The organism is Streptomyces sp. P1-3 (genome assembly GCF_050613155.1).
Lineage (GTDB): Bacteria > Actinomycetota > Actinomycetes > Streptomycetales > Streptomycetaceae > Streptomyces.
On sequence record NZ_CP192512.1, the window covers coordinates 617,013 to 635,517 of the forward strand.

An 18,505-nucleotide genomic window follows, 5' to 3' on the forward strand; every position below is an offset into this window, starting at 1 on the left:
TGGGCAGGGTGCCGCGGCTGATCTGCTCGCTCAGCCCGGACCCGTCCCCGTAGCCGCCTATAGGCACCATGATTGGGTCGGCCGAACGTGGCGGCCACGGCGCACGGATCACGATCTCCATACCGGAGGGCGTGATCACCGTCCCGGGCCGTCGGCGGTGAAGAAGGCTCCGTCTGCGCATGTCGTGCTCCAGAGAGTGCTTGGCGAAGCGGTGCGTCGCCAAGTCCGTCGGCGCCGGAGGCCGTCCAACGGTGGCACGACTGCCCATGATCCGTAAGATACGGCCACGTTCGGCAGGTACCGACGCGGGCGCTCTCCCCCGTGCCGGCCGAGCCGCGTCCGGGGCGCGTGGCGCCGCCGACGGGGTCGCGGTAGTCGATGAACTGCGCCTGGCCGCCGGCGCGCTGCGGCGCCATGACGCTCATGCGGGCGGTACGGGCGGCCGCGGCCGCCCCCAGCTCGCACCGCACCATGTACAGGCACAGGTCAGGCCAGCTGGACGCCACGCGTCCGCCCCGGGCGGCCACGTCGCGTTTCAGCCGCACGGCTCGCGGCGACGGCGCCCGGTCCGGGCCGATACCGGGCACGATCACCGTGTCGGCGTCGCGGGCGTCGTCCAGGCCGTACGGTGAGGAGACCCGGAAGGACGGCTGCTCGCCGGCGGTCGCGGTGACCGTCCGCTCGGCCCACACCTCACCTCATAGGCAGGCGTGGCATTCTGACCCCGCGCCATGTCGAACACCTGGCAAGGGATGGCCAGGTCGAAGGCAGCCGCAGCTCAAGGGCCAGGACGGCAACTACGTGCATACGGCCAGAGCCTAGTTCTCAGACGTCTCCGGCTCCGATCCGAGTGCGGCGCCACCCGCCAGCAGCGGCCGCTCGAAGATCGTGCGCAGCGCGATCGTCGTGCCCGTGCCCTGGACGGGAGGGATGGCGCGGATCCGATCCAGCACGTCCGCCAGCTCACCCGTCGACGCCACTCGCACCTTGATCAAGTAGCAGTCGTCACCCGCGACCTGGTGCGCCTCCAGCACACAGGGCTCGCGCCGCAGGGCCTCGTCCACCGTGGCGCGGGCCTCTTCACCCGGGCCGAACCGCAGGGCGATGAACGCGGCCGTGGCGGCGTCGACGCGCTCCGGCGCCACGGTCGCCTGGTAGCCGGTGATCACTCCATCCCGCTCGAGGCGCTGCATCCGCTCACGTACGGCCGGCTCCGACAGCTCCACGTCCTTGGCCAAGGCCCGCAGGGTCCTGCGTCCGTCGGCGCTCAGCGCACGGAGCAGAGCCCGGTCGGTGTCGTCCAGTCGGCGGCTCATCGAAGGCAGCTCCTCCATCGCACGGTACGCACACGGCTTGTCGCCGCACTCTCCCATACCTAATATACAGAAGCGACAGGCTCTTTGATCTTAAAAAGATAAGGCTTAGTGGCCATGATGCCTCATTTGAAGAAAGAACATGCCCTGTCGTGGGCGGCCCTGGTGACCGTCTGGATCCTCTGGGGATCCACCTACCTCGGCATCAGCATGGCCGTCGAGACCATCCCGCCGTTCCTCATGGCGGGCACCCGGTTCCTGGTCGCGGGTGCGCTGATGTTCGCCGTCGTGGCCCCGCGCCACGCCAGCGGTGAGCGGCGTCTGACCTGGCCGCACATCCGGTCCGCGACCACCGTCGGAGCCTTGATGCTCGTCGGAGGGAACGGCCTGCTCAGCGCCGGTGAGGAGCATCTGGACTCGGGCCTGGCGGCGCTGATCGTCGCCACCGTGCCGGTGTGGATGGTGCTGATCAACGCGCTGGTCACCCGCACTCGCATACCGGCGACCGTGGTTGCGGCGCTGGTGCTCGGTACCGCCGGGATCGGAATCCTGGTCGGCGGGCCCGGTGGGAACGTGAACATCGGAGCCGTCATCGTGGTGGTCATCGCCTCCGCGCTGTGGGCTACCGGGTCGGTGTACGCCCGGAGCGCGCCGCTCCCCTCGCACCCGATGGTGGCGGCCTCGACCCAGATGATCGCCGCAGGCGTGATGCTGCTGGCCCTGGGAGTCGTACGGGGTGAGCCGGCGCGGCTGGACGTCGCGGAGATCTCCGGGGCCTCGCTCGCCGGGCTCGCCTGGCTGGTGTTCGCTGGCTCGATCGTGGCGTTCACCGCGTACATGTACGCCAACAGCACCCTGCCCAACGACGCCGTGGCGACCTACGCCTACGTCAACCCGGTGATCGCGGTGGTCCTGGGCGTGGCCCTCGGGGGCGAGACCATCGGCGCCAATGTGTACCTCGGCGGCGCGGTCATCGTGGGCGCGGTGGCCCTCATCGTCACCGGCCGCTCCAAGGGCCGCCCGTCGAATCAGAGGCCCGATGCCGATGCACCCGCCCCGTCCGCGTCCCCGGGCCCGCCGGCGGACGCCAACCACACCCGTCGTCGGTGACGTCGTCGACGGTGAGGCGGACGATTCGGGTGACGGCAGCCCCGCGACTGGCCTTTCCTCACTGCGGCTTGAAGCCTGACCGTGATCGCCCGCGGAGCCGGAAAGGGGAGTACCCACTCCTTTCCACTCTCAACGTATAGCGCACCGGGGGACTTGCGACAAGGCCCGGGTCATGGCGCAGAATCTCCGGTCGAAGCCAGAATGAGCGGAAACGGGGGTTGTGATGATTGACGTGATCGTGGTCGGCGGTGGTCCGACCGGCTTGATGCTGTCCGGCGAGTTGCGGCTGCACGGCGTGCACGTGGTCGTGCTGGAGAAGTTGACCGAGCCGACCGAGCAGTCCCGCGGGCAAGGCCTGCACGCGCGCAGCGTTGAGATGATGGACCAGCGCGGCCTGCTGGACCGGTTCGCCGCGGTCAGTGAGAAGTTCCAGGTCGGCGGTCTCTTCGGCGGCATCGCCAAGCCGTGGCCGGACCGGTTGGACACGGCCCACTCGTACGGCCTCGCCACCCCGCAGCCGGTCACCGAGCGGCTGCTCAACGAGCGTGCCCTCGAACTCGGTACCGAGATCCGGCGCGGCTGCGAAGTGGTCGGGCTGAGCCAGGACGAGGACGGGGTGACCGTCGAGCTGACAGACGGCACGCACCTGCGCTCGCGCTACCTCGTCGGGTGCGACGGCGGCCGCAGTGCGGTGCGCAAGCTGCTCGGCGTCGGTTTCCCCGGCGAGCCCGCCAAGGTCGAGACGCTGCTGGGTGACGTGGAGGTGACCGAGGATCCGGCGACGATTGCCGCCGCCGTCGCGGAAGTCAACAAGACCCAACTGCGGTTCGGTGTCAAGCCCCTCGGGGACGGAAGGTACCGCGTCGTCGTGCCCGCCGACGGCGTGGCCGAGGAGCGTGCGACCGCGCCGACCCTTGAGGAGTTCAAGAAGCAGCTGCGGGCGTTCGCGGGCACCGACTTCGGCGTGCACTCGCCGCGCTGGCTGTCCCGGTTCGGCGACGCCACCCGGCAGGCCGAGCGCTACCGGGTCGGCCGGGTGATGCTGGCCGGCGACGCGGCGCACATCCACCCGCCGACGGGCGGGCAGGGGCTCAACCTCGGTGTGCAGGACGCGTTCAACCTCGGCTGGAAGCTGGCCGCCGCGGTCGACGGCTGGGCGCCGGAGGGGCTCCTCGACAGCTACCACGCCGAACGGCACCCGGTGGGCGCCCGCGTGCTGGAGAACACCCGCGCGCAGATCACGCTGCTGGGAACCGATCCGGGTGCGACCGCGCTGCGGGAGCTGTTCTCGAAGCTGATGGACTTCGAGGAGGTGAACCGGTACGTGACCGAGATGATCACCGCGGTCGGGGTCCGCTACGACTTCGGCGAGGGCCATGAACTGCTCGGCCTGCGGATGCGGGACGTGGGGCTGAAGCGGGGTCGCCTCTACGAGCTGATGCACGGCGGACGCGGGCTGCTGCTCGACCAGACCGGCCGGCTCTCGGTGGCGGGCTGGGCGGATCGGGTCGATCACGTCGTCGACGTCAGCGAGGAACTGGACGTGCCCGCGGTACTGCTGCGGCCGGACGGTCACGTGGCGTGGGTCGGTGAGGATCAGGCAGATCTGCTCGACCAGATGCCAAAGTGGTTCGGCGCTGCCGTCAGCTGAGCGCGTAGCCGTGACCCGAGAGGGTGGGCCGTTGTGCCGGGATGCGCGACATCGTGGCGACGATCCCGGCCGTGCAGGAACCGCAGCCCGAGCGATCAGGCAAACCGTTTGATCGCCGGCTGCGGCGGCGGTTTGACTCTCCGTATGAGGAAATCGATGTCTCACCAACCGACGGTGGTGCTGGGCGGCACAGGGAAGATCGGCCGCCGCGTTGTGCGGCGTCTATCTGGTGTACCTGCCGGACCTGGGAAGCCGCGGCGCCGCGCTTGCGGGAGGCGGGCGTGCCGGCGGAGTTCGTGGCGCTGGAACTGGGGCGGTTCGCGGCCCTGCGCAGCGGTGCGTACGCGGATGTCTCAGACGGTGTGCGGCGCGTACTGGGGCGCGAGCCGAGGGCGTTCGCCGAGTACGTGAGGGAAACCGCGGCCACGGGGGTGTGGGCGAGCGTCTAGCGGGGTTGTGCCGGTGGCGACAGCGGTCAGGTCGGTTGCGGCGGATCAGCTGGCGGCGGTGGCCGTCGGCGGCGGCAGCGGCGGGGCTCTGCTCGGCGGTAGCCGCGTGACAGTGACCGTGTGGCGGTAGCCGTGTGACGGTGACCATCCGCCGTCGGCCGTCCACCGGGCCGCATTCCCCTCCCCGTCTCCCCGGCTGCCCTCCGTCCAAACCGGGTACGCGCACTTCGTGCCACGTTCATCGAACAGGCCCCCCGCTGTGCCAGCCGGGGTTGGCAGGAAGGAGCACCGTTCATGGAGGACGTGACGCGTCCACTCATCGTCGGCGGCGTCTCGGTCGCGATCACACTGATCGTCGGCTGGGTGGCCGACCAGCTGCTGCGCCGCGCCGATGCCCGGCACCCCGAGACCCCGCTGTGGGGCCTGCTGCGCCGCTGCGGGCCGCCGCTGCGGGCCTTTGTCTGCACGGCGACCCTGCGCGGCTCGTACGACAAGGCGCATCTCGCCGAAGACCACGCGGTGGCCATCGGCCGGATCCTCACGCTGGTCCTCATCGCCACCGCGGCCTGGCTCGCGATGCGCGCCTCGGCGGCCGTGGTGGAGTCCACGTACTCCCGCTACGCGGCCGGCGCGCGCGACCCGGCACGGGTACGCCGCGTACGGACACAGGTGACGCTGATCCAGCGGGTGGTGACAGCAGTGGTCGGGGTGGTGGCAGGGTCGGCGATCCTGCTGACCCTGCCCGCGCTGCGCGCCTTCGGCACCTCCATGCTGGCCTCCGCGGGAATCGTCGGCATCGTGGCCGGAATCGCCGCTCAGTCCACGCTCGGCAACATGTTCGCGGGGCTGTCGATCGCCTTCGGCGACATGGTGCGCATCGGCGACACGGTGGTGGTGGACGGAGAGTGGGGCACGGTCGAAGAGATCACCCTGACCTTCCTGTCCGTCCGGACCTGGGACGAGCGCCGGATCACCATGCCGGTGTCGTACTTCACCAGCAAGCCCTTCGAGAACTGGTCGCGCGGCGGCACGCAGAAGACCGGCACGGTCTTCCTCCACCTCGACCACGCCGCGCCGATCGAGGCGATGCGCGAGAAGCTGCACGAGATCCTCCGGGCGTCCCCGGCGTGGGACGGCCGTGACTGGGGACTGGCCGTCACCGACACCACGCCCAGCACCATCCAGGTGCGCGCCCTTGTCACGGCTCGGGACGGCGACGACGCCTGGGCGGTGCGCTGCGAGGTACGGGAGCAGTTGATCGGCTGGCTGCGCGAGGAGCATCCCTACGCGCTGCCGCGCCTCGCCACGGCACCCGCGCCCTGGCTGGCACGGAAGGATGCCGCACACACCGAGGTGGCGTAGCACCACTTCCGAGGCTCCCCCGCAGGCGTCCCAGGCCCGTGGCCCAATGAAGTCCGGGGCGGTACCGGTCCTCGGAGTACACGGACCGGTACCGCACCTCACCGGTCCGCTGCCCGGCTGCCCGAAGGGGCCGCGGGAGGGGCATCCCATGCCCCGTGAGTGAGGCTTCAGGCCTTCCTCCGAACAGAGTCGCATCTGCCATGGATACTCATCCGATTGATTGCAGATGCGAGCCCGATCATCCTAATGTGGCACACATGCAGTCCTACACCATCGGACAGGCGGCGCGTCTGCTCGGCGTCAGTCCCGACACCGCGCGCCGCTGGGCGGACGCGGGCCGGGTCGCGACCCATCGCGACGAGGGCGGTCGCCGCCTCATCGACGGCCGCGACCTGGCCGCCTTCTCCGTCGAGATCGCCCAGGGCGGCAGCGGCGAGGACGACACCTCGTACACCTCGGCCCGCAACGCGTTCCCCGGCATCGTCACGGCCGTCAAGCTCGGCGACGTCGCGGCGCAGGTGGAGATCCAGGCCGGTCCGCACCGGCTCGTCTCGCTCCTGACCCGTGAGGCCGTGGAGGAGCTGGGCCTGGAGGTCGGCATGCAGGCCACCGCCCGCGTGAAGTCGACCAGCGTGCACATCGACCGCACCTGACCCTCGGCACTCACCAAGCGGCGTCGCCCGTCACCGGCGCGGCTCGTCCCCATCCGCTCGGGCGGCATCAGCCGGCCGCACTCCCAGGGAGTCCCACCCTCATGTCCCTCGCCTTCACCCGGCGCCTTGCCGCGGCCGCCGTACTGACCGCCGCCCTCCTCGTCCCGCTCGCCGCCTGCGGCAACGACGACGACAAGAAGGACTCCGGCTCCAAAGCCACGAAGTCCGCCTCGGACGCTCCCAAGGCCGATCTGACCGTGCTGGCCGCCGCCTCGCTCACCGACGTCTTCGAGACCGCCGGCAAGGCGTACGAGGAGTCCCACCCCGGCACGAAGGTCACCTTCTCCTTCGCCGGCTCTCAGGAGCTGGCCGCCCAGGTCAACCAGGGCTCCCCGGCCGACGTCCTGGTCACCGCCGATACCAAGACGATGGACGGCCTGGAGGGCGAGACCGGCACCCCCGCCGTCATCGCCAAGAACCGCCTGGTCATCGCCACCGGCAAGGGCAACCCGGAGAAGATCGCAGGCCTCAAGGACCTCGCGGACAGCAAGCTCAAGGTCGTCCTCGCCGCGCCCGAGGTCCCGGCCGGCCGCTACAGCGAGCAGATCCTCGAGAAGCAGAACGTCGAGGTCAAGCCGGTCTCCCAAGAGCCGAACGTCCGCGCCGTCCTGAGCAAGGTCGAGCTGGGCGAGGCGGACGCCGGTCTCGTCTACAAGACGGACGCGGAGTCCGCGGCCGACAAGGTCGACGCGGTCCGGATCCCCGACGGCCAGAACGCCATCGCCTCCTACCCGGCCGCCACCTTGAAGAGCTCAAAGCACGCCGAGGCCGCGGCCGCGTTCGTCAAGTGGCTCAGCACCCCCGAGGCGCAGAAGATCCTCCGGGACGCGGGCTTCCAGCAGCCGTAAGCCCGCAACCGATCACGTGCGGGGGCTGCCCGGCCGGGGGGGGCCGGACAGCCCCCGCACGGCTTCGCCGCACTCCCCGCCCGAGCCGCCCAGGAACGCCGATGAAACGCCTGCACACCCGCCGCCCGCCGTCGGTGGGCAGACCGCGAGCCAGGGGCCCGCGCACCCCGGTCACCCTGGCGATCCCGGCGCTGCTCGCCGTCGCGTTCCTGCTCATGCCGCTGATCGGCATCCTGGCCCGCACCGACTGGGGCGAACTGGGCGACCATCTCGGCAGCCCCGGAACCACCGAGGCGTTGCGGCTGTCGCTGGTCGTCTCGTTCTGGGCGCTGGGGCTGTCCCTCGTGCTCGGGGTGCCGCTGGCCTGGCTGCTGGCGCGTGTCCCGTTCCCCGGCAAGGCGTTCGTCCGCTCCCTGGTGCTGCTGCCCATGGTGCTGCCGCCCACGGTCGGCGGTGTCGCGCTGCTCCTGGCCTTCGGGCGGCGCGGTGTGCTCGGGCCGTGGCTGGAGGACTGGTTCGGCATCACCCTGCCGTTCCACACCTCGGGTGCGGTCGTCGCGGCGACGTTCGTCGCCATGCCGTTCCTGGTCATCAGCCTCGAAGGCGCGCTGGGCGGGCTCCGGCCCCGGTACGAGGAGACGGCCGCTTCCCTGGGGGCCTCGCCGGTCCGCGTCTTCTTCACCGTCACCCTGCCGATGGTGGCCCCGGGGCTGCTCGCCGGGGCCGCCCTCACCTGGGCCCGCGCCCTCGGCGAGTTCGGCGCCACCATCACCTTCGCCGGGAACCTCCCCGGTACGACGCAGACCCTGCCCCTCCAGGTCTACCTGCTGCTCCAGAACGAGCCGGAGGCCGCCACCTCCGTGTCCCTGCTGCTGCTCGCCATCGCCATGCTGGTACTGATCGCGCTGCGCGGCCGCTGGACCGGGGCACCGTCCGACCGCTCCCGCGCTCCCGCACCCGCGGCCGACGACACGGAGCCTGCCACGGCTCCTGTGCCGGAAGCCGGTCCCGGGCCCGTGGTCGCGCATGAGCGGTGGCCGCTGCATGCCGAGGTCACCGGCTTCAACCGCCTCACCCTGGCCGCCGAACCGGGCACCACCATCGCCGTCGTCGGCCCCAACGGCGCCGGCAAGACGACCCTGCTGCGCGCCCTGCTCGGCCTCACCCCGCGCGCCCACGCCGAACTCCACCTGGGCGAGACCGACGTGACCGACCTGCCGCCGCACCGCCGCGGAGTCGCCTGGGTGCCCCAGGACGGCGCCCTCTTCCCGCATCTCACCGCCCTGGCCAACACCGCGTACGGCCTGCGCACCCACGGCGTGCCCCGCGCCGAAGCCCGCCGCACCGCCCAGCAGTGGCTCGACCGACTCGGCGTCGGCCACCTCGCCCACCGCAGACCCGCCCAGCTCTCCGGCGGCCAGGCCCAGCGCGTCGCGCTCGCCCGCGCGCTGGCCGCCCGCCCCCGCCTGCTGCTCCTCGACGAGCCACTGGCCGCCCTCGACCAGACCACCCGCGCCCACGTCCGGCACACCCTGCGCCGCCACCTCGACGGCTTCGGCGGGGTCTGCCTCATCGTCACCCACGACCCGGTGGAGGCCGTCTCCCTCGCCGACCGCGTCCTGGTCCTCGACGAAGGCCGCGCCCTCCAGGACGCGCCACCCGCCGACGTGACCCGGCACCCGCGCTCGCCCTGGGTCGCCCGGATGCTCGGACGCAACGCCTGGCCCGGCACCGCCACCGCCGACGGCCTCGAACTCACCGAAGGCGGCGGCCGCCTCGTCGTCGCCGACCCCCTCCCCCCGGGCACCAGCGCCCTGGCGGTCATCGCCCCGGAAGCCGTCTCCGTACACCGCGACAAGCCCGGCGGCAGCCCCCGCAACGTCTGGCCCGGCACCGTCCGCGAGATCACCGCGAGCGGCAGCCGACTCCGCGTCCTGATCACCTCCGACCACGCGCCGGATCTCGTCGCCGAGATCACCCCGCAGGCCGCGGCCGAACTCGGCCTCGCCGACGGGACGCCAGTATGGACCAGCGTCAAGGCGACCGAAGCCACCATCGTGACCCTGTGAACGGCTAGGCGGCACCCGACGGCGATCCGCTGGGGGCCCGGTCGCCGGACCGGCTCCCACGGAGCACCCCGGTGTCTCCGTACCCCCGCATGGGGCAGGTCTCGCAGGGACCCTCACCTGGTCCCTTGTGCAGTCGGTTCGGTGGCGGCCAGCAGGGCGTGCGCGGTGAAGTCGCCGTCCGTGACGCCCGGGAGCCCTCGCCCGCCCCACGCGGTAAGGAACGACGAAGATGACCGACCTCACGACGATCCTGGTCACCGGGGCCACGGGTAACACGGGCAGCCGCATCGTGCCTCGACTGACCGCGCTCGGCCACACCGTGACGGCCGCCAGCCGCCACGCCACCGCGCAGGAGGGCGATGCCGGAGGAGTTCGCCGCGATGCTGGCGGGGATGGGCCGCGCCATCGCCGAGGGAGCAGAAGACCGCACCACAGACACCGTCGAGCGCGTGACCGGCCGCCCGGCCCGCAGTTTCCGCGAGTACGCCGAACAGGAGATGCGGTAGACGAACTGTTCGGCGAGGTGTTCCCGGCCGGGATCCGGCTCCCGTCTCAGGAGATGTCGCCGCGCAGCACGCTGTAGCGCACGACGTCCCGCCACTGCCCGTCCCGGAACACGGTGCTGCGCAGCACGCCCTCGCGGGTGAAGCCGGACTTCTCCAATGCCCGCTGCTCGGCGATGTTCTCCGCCTCCGTGTCCGCCTCGAGCCGGACCACCGGTGTATGGGCGAACAGGTACCGCGTCAGCAGCCGCTGGGCCTGCGTGCCGACGCCCCGGCCTCTGCCCTCCGGCAGCAGTTGGGCTCCGATGCTCCAGCAGTACGAGCTCCGCGAGGTCACGACCTTGCGCCAGGCCACGAAGCCGAGCCGGTCGGCTCCGGATGCCACCATCAGCTGGCCGCCCTCGTCGCCCAACAGGCCGTCCTGCGCCCAGCGCCGCCGCCAGCGCCCCGGATCCGACCAGCCCAGCCACTGGAACGGCCCGGTCGCCTCCGGGTCCGTCAGGAAACGCTCGAGCATTGGCAGATCGTTCTCGATCACTGGACGCAGTATCACGGGATCGTTGCTCATCCCAGCCACCCTAGGCTGCTCCGAGAACGTCGATGAGTCTGGGTCAGCCACTCGGCGCCGACTCGGCGCCGCCGTATTCGTCGTGCCAGTTCCACCACTCGTACGGCGGGGTTCGGGGATAGCCCTCAGGCGAGTCCTCCCACGTCTCCTGCCGCCCGAGCGCGGTCATGTCGAGGTAGCTCCAGGTGCTCCCCAACGCCTCGTCACCGCGGGCGTTGACGAAGTAGGTGCGGTACACGCTGTCGCCGTCGCGGATGAACGCATTCGTGCCGTGCCACTCGTCCACACCGAAGTCGCCGTCGAACTCGTCGGTGATCGTGTACCAGGGCATCGCCCAGCCCATCCGCGCCTTCACGCGCTCGATGTCCGGCTGCGGCGCGCGCGAGGCGAAGACGAGAGTGGTGCCGCGGGCGTTCAAATGGGCGAGGTGGCCAACGTGGTCGGCCACCATGGAGCAGCCGACGCAAGCGTGGTCCGGCCAGCCGGACACCCCGGGCTCGAAGAAGGCGCGGTAGACGATCAGCTGACGACGGCCGTCGAACAGGTCGAGCAGACTCGCTCTGCCCTCGGGGCCGTCGAACTCATACCGCTTCTCCACTGCCAGCCACGGCATCCGCCGACGCTTGGCGGCCAGTGCGTCACGGGCGCGGGTCAGCTGCTTCTCTTCCACGAGCAGCTGCTGGCGCGCGGCCTCCCACTCCTGTGGCGAAACGATCGGAGGAGTCTTCATGCAGTCGTTCACCTTCCAGTTCGATCCGAACTCATGTGCCAGTCCGGGGGTATGAGCTGGCGCCCTGCTCAGTAGGAACCCCTGTGGGGGGGCAGGCCGGGCATCTCACCGGCCTGCCCCGATCAGCGCTCGCACACGACCAGGCTCACGCCTGCCGGACGCTTTCGGCGACGGCCGCCGCGTGACGCATGGCCAGGAATCGGGCGAGGACTCCGTGTCGACGCTGCGCGGCGGGAGCCTCGTCCGGCGGCGGAAGGGGTCTCCCCTCCACCGCGGCAGGATCGGCAGCGCCTTCCTCAGCCGTTGGTTCGGGATCGGGTTCTCGGTCGAGGGACGGGTGGTGGGCGAGATAGGTGTGGGCGCGCACATAGGCGTCCAGAGCGCGCGCGGGGTCGATGGGCATGGTGTCCTCCTGCCGTCGTGCCGAGGGGTGGGAAGCGTTCCCGCGCCGGGCGGGGCCCGGGTCCCCTCAGCAGCGCAGGACCTCGTGGCGTGCGCGAGCAGCGGCGAGGATGGCGCGATCAGGCCAGGGCGAGGTCTGCTGCGGCGGAAGGCTCCTGGCGAGGCCGGTCCTGAGCGTGGGGCGAGATGAGCAGGCACGCTTGTCGACGGAGCGGTCTTCCCGGCCAGAGCGAGGCATCCGCCGTTTTCCAGAGAAATACGCGGCACTCTCATCGGCGTAAGGATCGGCTGCCTGCGTCGCAGTGCATTCCGCCGAGCCCATGGCGTGCTCACCGCATTGCGCACCACCCAGCACGAGCAGCATGGAGATCAGCGCGACGGCTGCAGACCGCTCAACGAAACGCCGAGCGGCATGGCCCCAACCATTCACACGGCCACGGTAGTCAATTGACAATGTAACGCACATTCACCTGGCCGAGTGGTTCCACATCGCAGTTACGCCTTTCGGGCGCCTTGCGGAACTGGCACGGCGTGAGAGACGCACCGGTACACCGTTCACGGGGCGACCTGGGGATTGTCAGTCTGGGGATCGTCGGTGGCGACAGGCGCATCGGCGTTCTCCTGTTCCTCGTCGGCGGGAAGCGGTGTTCCGGTGTCGCCGTCGTCCTCGCCGTCCTCTTCGTACTCCCTCTTCAGAGCAAGCTCCTTGGCCAGCCTTTCTGAATACAATCGCATTTCCGCCTCTGCCCTGTTCTCAAACACCGATTCCTCCTGTGCTTCGCGCTCCGTGCTTCTGCTCTCTATAGGAGCTGCCCGCGAGGTCGAGGCGTGCTGGAGGACTGGTGGATCGGCCACCCGCCGCTCGGGCCGGAGGGCGTCGGCACCGGCCAGTGCGCCGCATGGCTTCCGTAAAAAGTGTTATCGCCGGGGTGCCCACCCGCTCTCCCATACGCCGGACCGACCGGCGCACGGAGCAGAGCGGAGCGGACATGCACCCCCACGACGACGATCAGACCCTGTTTCTCCCCCCGGTGACCGAGGGCGCGGCCCCGTCCGAGGGCCGTGGCAACCGGTCGCGGACCACGGGCGGTGGGCGGCGCGGCCGCCGCGGACGGGGCGGGCGCAGGCCGGGGGCCGTGGCCGCCGGGGCGCTGGTGGTCGCCGCGCTCTGCGTGGCCGGTACCGTCGCGCTCGGCGGCTCTTCCGGTGACGAGGAGCCGAGCGCCGCTTCCGTCCGCGGCACGGATGGCACGGCGCCCGCGCCCCAGGCACCGTCCAGCGCGCCTTCCGCCTCCGCCTCGGCCTCGCCGTCGAAGAAGCCGCGTGCCTCCGTCTCGGCAGCCGCCAAGCCTTCCGCCCGCCCCTCGGCGCCCCGCAGGACGCGCGGCGGCAGTCACCCGGGCGGCACCAGCGGGGGCACCAGCAACACCACCGGGAGCCGTCCGCAGCAGAGCACCCCCGCTCCGCGCGCCACTCCCCACAGCGGCCCGGCGACTGGCCCGGCCGCGCGCTACGCCCAGCGGGTCCTGGTCCTCGTCAACGCCGAACGGGCGAAGGCGGGCTGCACCCCGTTGCGCCTGGACAGCAGGGTGCAGGCCGCCGCCCAGGCGCACGCCGACGACATGGCGGCCCGCAACTACTACGAGCACAACAGTCCGGAGGGCGAGGACGCCGGTTCCCGGATGCGGAAGGCGGGCTACCCGGCAGGGATGTGGGCCGAGAACATACACAAGGGACCGAAGGACCCCGAGACCGCCATGCGCGACTGGATGAACAGCCCCGGGCACCGCGACAACATCCTCAACTGCGCGCTCAAGGACTTCGGCGCCGGCGTCAATCCGAGTGCCAACGGCCCCTGGTGGGTCCAGAACTTCGGCACCGGGAACTGAGTCAGGGGCGGGCGGCGCGCAGGGGTGGGTTCAGGACTGCGTCGCCAGGTCCGGGACCCACGCCGGCAGGGCGGCCGGGCGCTCCTATTCGGCCATGTCGCTCATCTCGTCCATGATGTCGAGGAGTTCGGGGGTGATGAACTCGTCGATCGGGCAGGCGTCTGAGAGCGTCGAGAAGTACCGGTCGGAGAGTTCACTGCTCGGCCGCGGCCCGCACCATGGATCTGGTCGAGCAGGAAGCGCCGCGGCGCGTAGGACGCCTGCTGTCCGTCGACCGGCCACGAGGCGCCCTCGATGCGGATGTCGCCGTTGGTGTAGGTGACCTTGTCCAGGGGCGGGCAGCCGGTGTTCACCACCTCGGGCAGCCCCCCACTCCGAGGGGGGGAGGCATGCGCCGGGTGCCGCTTGGCGCATGCACTCCAGGCGCTTTTGGCGCTCCTCCGGGCCGAAGGCGGTCCGCCAGCCCTCGGGGTTCTCGGCGAACGAGGGCCACAGGGAGTGCTGTGTCGCCCGGAAGAACAGTGCTTCGCCGCGGTAGACGGGCTGGGTGAACTCCCGCACCATCCTTCGTCGCCGTCTGCCGCGCGGCTTCCACAGCCCCTCCAGCGGCGGCGCCGAGCCCTCCTCTCGGCCTCGGTGCCGGCCCGGCCCCGAAGCGCCCCGAAACGCTGCGCGTGATCCCCGCGCGCCCGTACGCTGCGCTCATGGAGTGGGGCGGTTCCGATTCGTGTGCCGACAGTAACCGGCGTTTACGCGGGGCCGCATTCGGGAGGGGGATGCGATGTCAGGCTGGAATCCTTCGGGATCGTCCGGAAACCCGTACAGCGGGTCGGGTGGGCAGCCGTACGGCGCCCCGTTAGGCCCGAACCCACCGGCGCCGCAGGGTCCGGTGGCGCGGCTGCTCGCGCGGGGCGGGGACGCGCGCCGATCCCTCCGCGACCGCCTGGCCACCGGTGTCGGCGCGCGTCGGACACCTCCGGGAGGACGTTCGGGCGACCGCACGGCAGCCGGCCTGCGGCGCAGGCGGATCGGCGCCCGCGTGATCGACCTGGTCGTCATCTCACTGCTGTACATCCCCTTGATCGGCTACTTCGCCAACCGGATCCGGGAGCGGATCGCCGCGGCGCCGTGGAACTTCTTCAAGAACGCGTTCGCTGAGAACACCGTCGGCGACGTGCGCGCCGCCGTGGACGCCGAGCGCGCACAGACGTTGCAGGACACCCAGGACCTGCTGACGTGGTTCGCCGTTGCCTGCATCGCGCTGCCGGCCGTCTACGAGTTGCTGTGCCACTTGGTCCTGGGCCGCAGCCTGGGCAAGGTCGTGTGGGGGCTGGGGGTACGAGGCTCCGACGGCCTGGGCCGTGCCGGACGCGTCCGGGGGCTGCTGCGCGCCTCGCTGTTCCTGGGGGTGCCGATGCTGGCGCTGGGGTACGGGATCCGGGCCGGGGTCCGGCACGAGGGCTTCGCCAGCTTCGGGTGGTCGCTGGTGTTCATCGCGGCGGTGCTCGGCGCGTGGGTGATGCTGCTGCCCGGCAAACGCGGCCTCCACGACCGGCTCAGCGGCACCGCCGTCGTCTCCAACCGCTGACGGCGCCGTAGGGCGCGCCGGTTCCGGCAGGCCCGGCATCTCATGGACCGGCGCCTGCGTGCCGATGAGTTTCGGGTGGCGCACCAGTCAGTACTGGTGCAGAGCCGAAACCCGGCGACGTGAGGAGAGGACCATGCCCCGGATCACCCCCAATCTCTGGTTCGACACGCAGAGCAAGGAGGCCGCCGAGTTCTACTGCTCGGTGTTTCCGAACTCCCGGATCACCGACATCACGTACTACGGGGAAGCCGGGCCGCGCGAGGCGGGCACGGTGATGACCGTCGACTTCGAGTTGGACGGCCAGGCGTTCACCGCCATCGACGGCGGCCCGGAGTTCACCTTCGACGAGGCGGTCTCGTTCCTGATCAACTGCGACGGGCAGCAGGAAGTCGACTACTACTGGGAGAAGCTCACCGCGGGCGGCGGCCGGGAGGTCCAGTGCGGGTGGCTCAGGGACAGGTTCGGCCTGGCCTGGCAGGTCTGGCCCACCCAGGCCAACGACCTCCTGGGCGACCCCGACAAGGACCGCTCCACGCGCGCCATGCGGGCCATGCTCGGCCAGAAGAAGATCGACCTGGCCGCGCTGCGGGCGGCCGCCGACGGGGCGTAACCGCTCTGGCTGATCGCGGCTCTCCCCACTCGGGCACGCTCAGGCGGGTGCCCGCAGCGCCTCGGCCGCCACCAAGGCGATCGCGTCCGCCGCCGCGGCCAGAGCAGGGGAGTCCAGTCTCCACTGCTGCCAGAAGAGCGGGATGTCCATGGGGCGGCCGGACGCGAGGGTGGTGAGCGCGCCTGACCGCAGCAGCGGCGCCGCTTGCGCCTCCGGCACCATGCCCCAGCCGAGGCCCGCGGCCACCGCGTCGCAGAACCCCTCCGACGTGGGGATGTAGTGGCGCACCCGGCTCGCGCCCGTCCCCTCTCCCGAGAGCGACCGTACGAAGGCGTCCTGGAGGTCGTCCCGGCGGTCGAAGATGATGACCGGCGCGTCGTGCAGGTCGCGCGCGAGCGGCCCGGTCAGGTGACGTGCCGCGAATCCGGGGCTGGCCACCGGCAGATACCGGATCAGGCCGAGGAGGCGTGCCGTGCAGCCCGCGACCGGGTCGGGTGACGACGTGACCGCCGCCATGACCTGGCCCTCGCGCAGGAGCGCCGTGGTGTGGGACTCGTCCTCGCGGTGCAGCTCGAAACAGACCGACGGATCCTGCGGCACCCGGGTCAGCGCCGGCAGGAACCAGGTGGCCAGGGAGTCGGCGTTCACCGCGATGGGCAGCCGTGCCGGGCCCTGCTCGTCGGCGATGCCCAGATCTGCTCGCGCGTCGCGTTCCAGGCGGGCCAGCTGACGCGCGAACCGCACCACGACCTGCCCGGATTCGGTCGGCCGCACGGGTTTCGTGCGCATCAGCAGCACCCGTCCGATGCGCTGCTCCAGCGCCTTGACCCGCTGGCTGACGGCAGACGGCGTCACGTGCAGGGCCGCCGCGGCCGCGTCGAAGGTGCCTTCGTCCACCACCGCGAGCAGCGTGCGCACCTGGTCGAGGGGAAGCTCATCCATCACGGACGCTAAGGATACGTAAGAAAGTTTAGCTTTACTGATGACTGGCCGATCCATAGCGTCGGTTGCATGACGCACGGCATCATCACGGCGACGCTCGCCGGATTCGGCACCGGACTGTCCCTCATCGTCGCCATCGGCGCGCAGAACGCCTTCGTCCTGCGCCAGGGGGTGCGCAGGCACGCCGTCCTCGCGGTGGTGGCCATCTGCGCCGTGTCCGACGCGGTCCTCATCGGGCTCGGTGTGGCCGGGGTGGGAGCCGTGGTCACCGCGTGGCCCGCCGCGCTGACCGCGGTCGGGCTGGCCGGTGGCGGCTTTCTGCTCTGCTACGGCGTCCTCGCCGCGCGGCGGACGCTGCGGCCCGCCCACGACGCGGGCCTCACCGCACAGGGCGCCGCGGCGGGCTCCGCCCGAAGGGCCGTCCTGACCTGTCTGGCGATGACCTGGCTCAACCCGCACGTCTACCTGGACACCGTGCTGCTGCTCGGCTCCGTGGCCTCCGACCACGGCTCCCTGCGCTGGGCGTTCGGGCTCGGCGCGGTCCTGGCCAGCCTGACCTGGTTCACCACCCTGGGCTACGGGGCCCGGCTCCTCAGCGGCGTGCTGGCGCGCCCCGCCGCCTGGCGGGTCCTGGACGGCCTGGTCGCCGCCACCATGGTCACGATGGGCGCGCTGCTGGTCGCAGGGGCGTGATCTGCGCCATCAGGGCATAGTGGCCCTGTACGGAACGCACCCCGCCGACCCGGACCACAGCCCATCCCCCCATGGAGCGCTGAGGACACATGACCGGCAACGGGCCCGCCGTCTCCCGCCAGGAGTTCGACGCGCTGTTCGAGACGGTCCGTACGTGGGGCCGCTGGACGCCCGCCGACCGCGGCGCCTGGAACCGGGTGACCGCGGACCACGTACGGCGGGCCACCGCCCTGGTCCGGTCCGGAACGGTCGTCCCGATGGCACGCCCCTGGGACACGGCACCGGGCCCGGACAACGCCAAGCCCGCCTTGCACCACATGTCCGACCTCGGCGACGTCGAGCCTCCCGAACCCGCGACGTACAAGGACTTCATCGCCGTCGACTACCACGCCAAGGCCGTCAGCCATCTGGACGCGCTGTCCCACATCGCCTACCGCGGACGGCTCTACGGCGGCGGCACGGCGCGCGAGCTCGTCGACGCCGGCGGCGCCCGCTTCGGCGCCGTGCCGGCACTGGGCCCCCTCGTGACCAAAGGCGTGCTCCTCGACCTGCCCGCCGTCGTGGGGGACCGATGGCTGGAGCCCGGACGGGCGGTGCGCGCCGAGGACGTCGTCGCCGCAGAGCGGGCACTCGACGTGGCGATCGGCGAGGGCGACGCGGTGCTGCTGCGATCCGGCAGCGTCCGCCGCCGCCGGGAACTGGGCGCCTGGAACCCCGACGGGGCGAGCGCGGGCTTCCACGTGGACGCCGTGCCCCTCCTGGCCGAACGCCGCATCGCCCTGCTCGGCGGCGACGGCGACAGCGACGTACGGCCCTCCCCGGTCGACGGCGTGCATTCGCCGGTCCACGCGCTCGCCATCACCGCGATGGGAGTGCCGCTCCTGGACAACCTTGACCTGGAAGCGCTCTCGGTCGCCTGCGCCGAAACGGGCCGATACGCGTTCCTGCTCCTCGTGGCCCCTCTGAACATCCCCGGTGGCACCGGCTCGCCGGTCAACCCCATCGCGGTCTTGTGATGCCCGGATCGCGCCTCGTGATATCCGGAAATATGTGCACAGTTCTACA

Annotated in this window: 19 protein-coding genes and 2 pseudogenes; 14 read left to right on the top strand and 7 right to left on the bottom strand. The window is 71.4% G+C overall.

The window, feature by feature from the left end; genetic code table 11:
* Positions 1 to 818: 818 nt before the first annotated feature.
* On the bottom strand, positions 819 to 1,316 hold the full coding sequence (locus ACQUSR_RS02715) for an Lrp/AsnC family transcriptional regulator (protein WP_431040897.1): 498 nt from the start codon (positions 1,314 to 1,316) through the stop codon (positions 819 to 821).
* A 126-nt stretch (positions 1,317 to 1,442) separates the two neighbouring features.
* Here ACQUSR_RS02715 and ACQUSR_RS02720 point away from each other — a divergent pair, with 126 nt between their 5' ends.
* From ACQUSR_RS02720 to ACQUSR_RS02760, 9 genes and pseudogenes are all read left to right on the top strand, one after another.
* The gene (locus tag ACQUSR_RS02720) at positions 1,443 to 2,423 is read left to right on the top strand and encodes an EamA family transporter (protein ID WP_431040898.1); all 981 of its coding nucleotides are present in this window, start codon (positions 1,443 to 1,445) and stop codon (positions 2,421 to 2,423) included.
* Between the two features lie 223 nt (positions 2,424 to 2,646).
* On the top strand, positions 2,647 to 4,074 hold the full coding sequence (gene rox, locus ACQUSR_RS02725) for a rifampin monooxygenase (RefSeq protein WP_431040899.1): 1,428 nt from the start codon (positions 2,647 to 2,649) through the stop codon (positions 4,072 to 4,074).
* Between the two features lie 281 nt (positions 4,075 to 4,355).
* Positions 4,356 to 4,523 carry a hypothetical protein gene (locus ACQUSR_RS02730; protein WP_431040900.1) on the top strand — a complete coding sequence of 56 codons (168 nt, stop codon included), beginning with the start codon at positions 4,356 to 4,358 and terminating at the stop codon, positions 4,521 to 4,523.
* Between the two features lie 294 nt (positions 4,524 to 4,817).
* On the top strand, positions 4,818 to 5,885 hold the full coding sequence (locus tag ACQUSR_RS02735) for a mechanosensitive ion channel family protein (protein WP_431040901.1): 1,068 nt from the start codon (positions 4,818 to 4,820) through the stop codon (positions 5,883 to 5,885).
* A 257-nt stretch (positions 5,886 to 6,142) separates the two neighbouring features.
* Positions 6,143 to 6,538, top strand: coding sequence for a TOBE domain-containing protein (locus tag ACQUSR_RS02740; RefSeq protein ID WP_431040902.1), 396 nt, complete (start codon positions 6,143 to 6,145; stop codon positions 6,536 to 6,538).
* Between the two features lie 101 nt (positions 6,539 to 6,639).
* The gene (gene modA / locus ACQUSR_RS02745; RefSeq protein WP_431040903.1) at positions 6,640 to 7,446 is read left to right on the top strand and encodes a molybdate ABC transporter substrate-binding protein; all 807 of its coding nucleotides are present in this window, start codon (positions 6,640 to 6,642) and stop codon (positions 7,444 to 7,446) included.
* Positions 7,447 to 7,547: 101 nt separating this feature from the next.
* Positions 7,548 to 9,515 (top strand): ABC transporter permease, encoded by a 1,968-nt coding sequence (locus tag ACQUSR_RS02750; protein ID WP_431040904.1) that lies wholly within the window; start codon positions 7,548 to 7,550, stop codon positions 9,513 to 9,515.
* A 229-nt stretch (positions 9,516 to 9,744) separates the two neighbouring features.
* A pseudogene (locus tag ACQUSR_RS02755) lies at positions 9,745 to 9,819 on the top strand (hypothetical protein); the annotation flags it as partial.
* A gap of 55 nt (positions 9,820 to 9,874) precedes the next feature.
* Positions 9,875 to 10,021: pseudogene (locus tag ACQUSR_RS02760) on the top strand (ergot alkaloid biosynthesis protein); the annotation flags it as partial.
* 46 nt (positions 10,022 to 10,067) lie between these two features.
* Here the strand turns inward: ACQUSR_RS02760 and ACQUSR_RS02765 are convergent.
* From ACQUSR_RS02765 to ACQUSR_RS02780, 4 genes are all read right to left on the bottom strand, one after another.
* Positions 10,068 to 10,586, bottom strand: a complete 519-nt coding sequence (locus tag ACQUSR_RS02765) for a GNAT family N-acetyltransferase (protein ID WP_431040905.1) — start codon at positions 10,584 to 10,586, stop codon at positions 10,068 to 10,070.
* A gap of 43 nt (positions 10,587 to 10,629) precedes the next feature.
* Positions 10,630 to 11,316 carry a DUF899 domain-containing protein gene (locus ACQUSR_RS02770; protein ID WP_431040906.1) on the bottom strand — a complete coding sequence of 229 codons (687 nt, stop codon included), beginning with the start codon at positions 11,314 to 11,316 and terminating at the stop codon, positions 10,630 to 10,632.
* 145 nt (positions 11,317 to 11,461) lie between these two features.
* A complete protein-coding gene (locus tag ACQUSR_RS02775) occupies positions 11,462 to 11,719 on the bottom strand; it encodes a hypothetical protein (RefSeq protein ID WP_431040907.1) in 258 nt (85 codons plus the stop codon).
* 554 nt (positions 11,720 to 12,273) lie between these two features.
* Complete coding sequence (locus tag ACQUSR_RS02780) at positions 12,274 to 12,480, bottom strand: hypothetical protein (protein WP_431040908.1); 207 nt, start codon at positions 12,478 to 12,480, stop codon at positions 12,274 to 12,276.
* A gap of 227 nt (positions 12,481 to 12,707) precedes the next feature.
* On the opposite strand from ACQUSR_RS02780, the gene ACQUSR_RS02785 reads away from it, so the two are divergent.
* Positions 12,708 to 13,607, top strand: a complete 900-nt coding sequence (locus ACQUSR_RS02785) for a CAP domain-containing protein (protein ID WP_431040909.1) — start codon at positions 12,708 to 12,710, stop codon at positions 13,605 to 13,607.
* Between the two features lie 84 nt (positions 13,608 to 13,691).
* On the opposite strand, the gene ACQUSR_RS02790 is transcribed toward ACQUSR_RS02785, so the two are convergent.
* Entirely contained in the window at positions 13,692 to 14,171 is a 480-nt protein-coding gene (locus ACQUSR_RS02790; protein ID WP_431040910.1) for an MbtH family NRPS accessory protein, read from the bottom strand.
* A gap of 217 nt (positions 14,172 to 14,388) precedes the next feature.
* Between ACQUSR_RS02790 and ACQUSR_RS02795 the strand changes: the two genes are divergently transcribed.
* Both ACQUSR_RS02795 and ACQUSR_RS02800 read left to right on the top strand, forming a co-directional pair.
* Positions 14,389 to 15,195 carry an RDD family protein gene (locus tag ACQUSR_RS02795; RefSeq protein WP_431040911.1) on the top strand — a complete coding sequence of 269 codons (807 nt, stop codon included), beginning with the start codon at positions 14,389 to 14,391 and terminating at the stop codon, positions 15,193 to 15,195.
* A gap of 133 nt (positions 15,196 to 15,328) precedes the next feature.
* Complete coding sequence (locus ACQUSR_RS02800; protein WP_431040912.1) at positions 15,329 to 15,805, top strand: VOC family protein; 477 nt, start codon at positions 15,329 to 15,331, stop codon at positions 15,803 to 15,805.
* A 39-nt stretch (positions 15,806 to 15,844) separates the two neighbouring features.
* Here ACQUSR_RS02800 and ACQUSR_RS02805 read toward each other — a convergent pair whose 3' ends face one another.
* Positions 15,845 to 16,747 carry a LysR family transcriptional regulator ArgP gene (locus tag ACQUSR_RS02805; protein WP_431040913.1) on the bottom strand — a complete coding sequence of 301 codons (903 nt, stop codon included), beginning with the start codon at positions 16,745 to 16,747 and terminating at the stop codon, positions 15,845 to 15,847.
* A 69-nt stretch (positions 16,748 to 16,816) separates the two neighbouring features.
* Here ACQUSR_RS02805 and ACQUSR_RS02810 point away from each other — a divergent pair, with 69 nt between their 5' ends.
* Positions 16,817 to 17,440, top strand: coding sequence for a LysE/ArgO family amino acid transporter (locus ACQUSR_RS02810; protein ID WP_431040914.1), 624 nt, complete (start codon positions 16,817 to 16,819; stop codon positions 17,438 to 17,440).
* An 89-nt stretch (positions 17,441 to 17,529) separates the two neighbouring features.
* Positions 17,530 to 18,456, top strand: coding sequence for a cyclase family protein (locus ACQUSR_RS02815; protein ID WP_431040915.1), 927 nt, complete (start codon positions 17,530 to 17,532; stop codon positions 18,454 to 18,456).
* Positions 18,457 to 18,505: the final 49 nt, after the last annotated feature.

Excerpts from the sequence above, each read along its gene's own strand:
- ACQUSR_RS02795 (WP_431040911.1), top strand. The coding sequence starts at position 14,389 with ATGTCAGGCTGGAATCCTTCGGGATCGTCCGGAAACCCGTACAGCGGG.
- rox (WP_431040899.1), top strand. The coding sequence starts at position 2,647 with ATGATTGACGTGATCGTGGTCGGCGGTGGTCCGACCGGCTTGATGCTG.
- ACQUSR_RS02785 (WP_431040909.1), top strand. The coding sequence starts at position 12,708 with ATGCACCCCCACGACGACGATCAGACCCTGTTTCTCCCCCCGGTGACC.
- ACQUSR_RS02770 (WP_431040906.1), bottom strand. The coding sequence starts at position 11,316 with ATGAAGACTCCTCCGATCGTTTCGCCACAGGAGTGGGAGGCCGCGCGC.
- ACQUSR_RS02790 (WP_431040910.1), bottom strand. The coding sequence starts at position 14,171 with ATGGTGCGGGAGTTCACCCAGCCCGTCTACCGCGGCGAAGCACTGTTC.
- ACQUSR_RS02815 (WP_431040915.1), top strand. The coding sequence starts at position 17,530 with ATGACCGGCAACGGGCCCGCCGTCTCCCGCCAGGAGTTCGACGCGCTG.
- ACQUSR_RS02740 (WP_431040902.1), top strand. The coding sequence starts at position 6,143 with ATGCAGTCCTACACCATCGGACAGGCGGCGCGTCTGCTCGGCGTCAGT.
- ACQUSR_RS02750 (WP_431040904.1), top strand. The coding sequence starts at position 7,548 with ATGAAACGCCTGCACACCCGCCGCCCGCCGTCGGTGGGCAGACCGCGA.
- ACQUSR_RS02735 (WP_431040901.1), top strand. The coding sequence starts at position 4,818 with ATGGAGGACGTGACGCGTCCACTCATCGTCGGCGGCGTCTCGGTCGCG.
- ACQUSR_RS02775 (WP_431040907.1), bottom strand. The coding sequence starts at position 11,719 with ATGCCCATCGACCCCGCGCGCGCTCTGGACGCCTATGTGCGCGCCCAC.
- ACQUSR_RS02800 (WP_431040912.1), top strand. The coding sequence starts at position 15,329 with ATGCCCCGGATCACCCCCAATCTCTGGTTCGACACGCAGAGCAAGGAG.
- ACQUSR_RS02805 (WP_431040913.1), bottom strand. The coding sequence starts at position 16,747 with ATGGATGAGCTTCCCCTCGACCAGGTGCGCACGCTGCTCGCGGTGGTG.
- ACQUSR_RS02715 (WP_431040897.1), bottom strand. The coding sequence starts at position 1,316 with ATGAGCCGCCGACTGGACGACACCGACCGGGCTCTGCTCCGTGCGCTG.
- ACQUSR_RS02765 (WP_431040905.1), bottom strand. The coding sequence starts at position 10,586 with ATGAGCAACGATCCCGTGATACTGCGTCCAGTGATCGAGAACGATCTG.
- ACQUSR_RS02810 (WP_431040914.1), top strand. The coding sequence starts at position 16,817 with ATGACGCACGGCATCATCACGGCGACGCTCGCCGGATTCGGCACCGGA.
- modA (WP_431040903.1), top strand. The coding sequence starts at position 6,640 with ATGTCCCTCGCCTTCACCCGGCGCCTTGCCGCGGCCGCCGTACTGACC.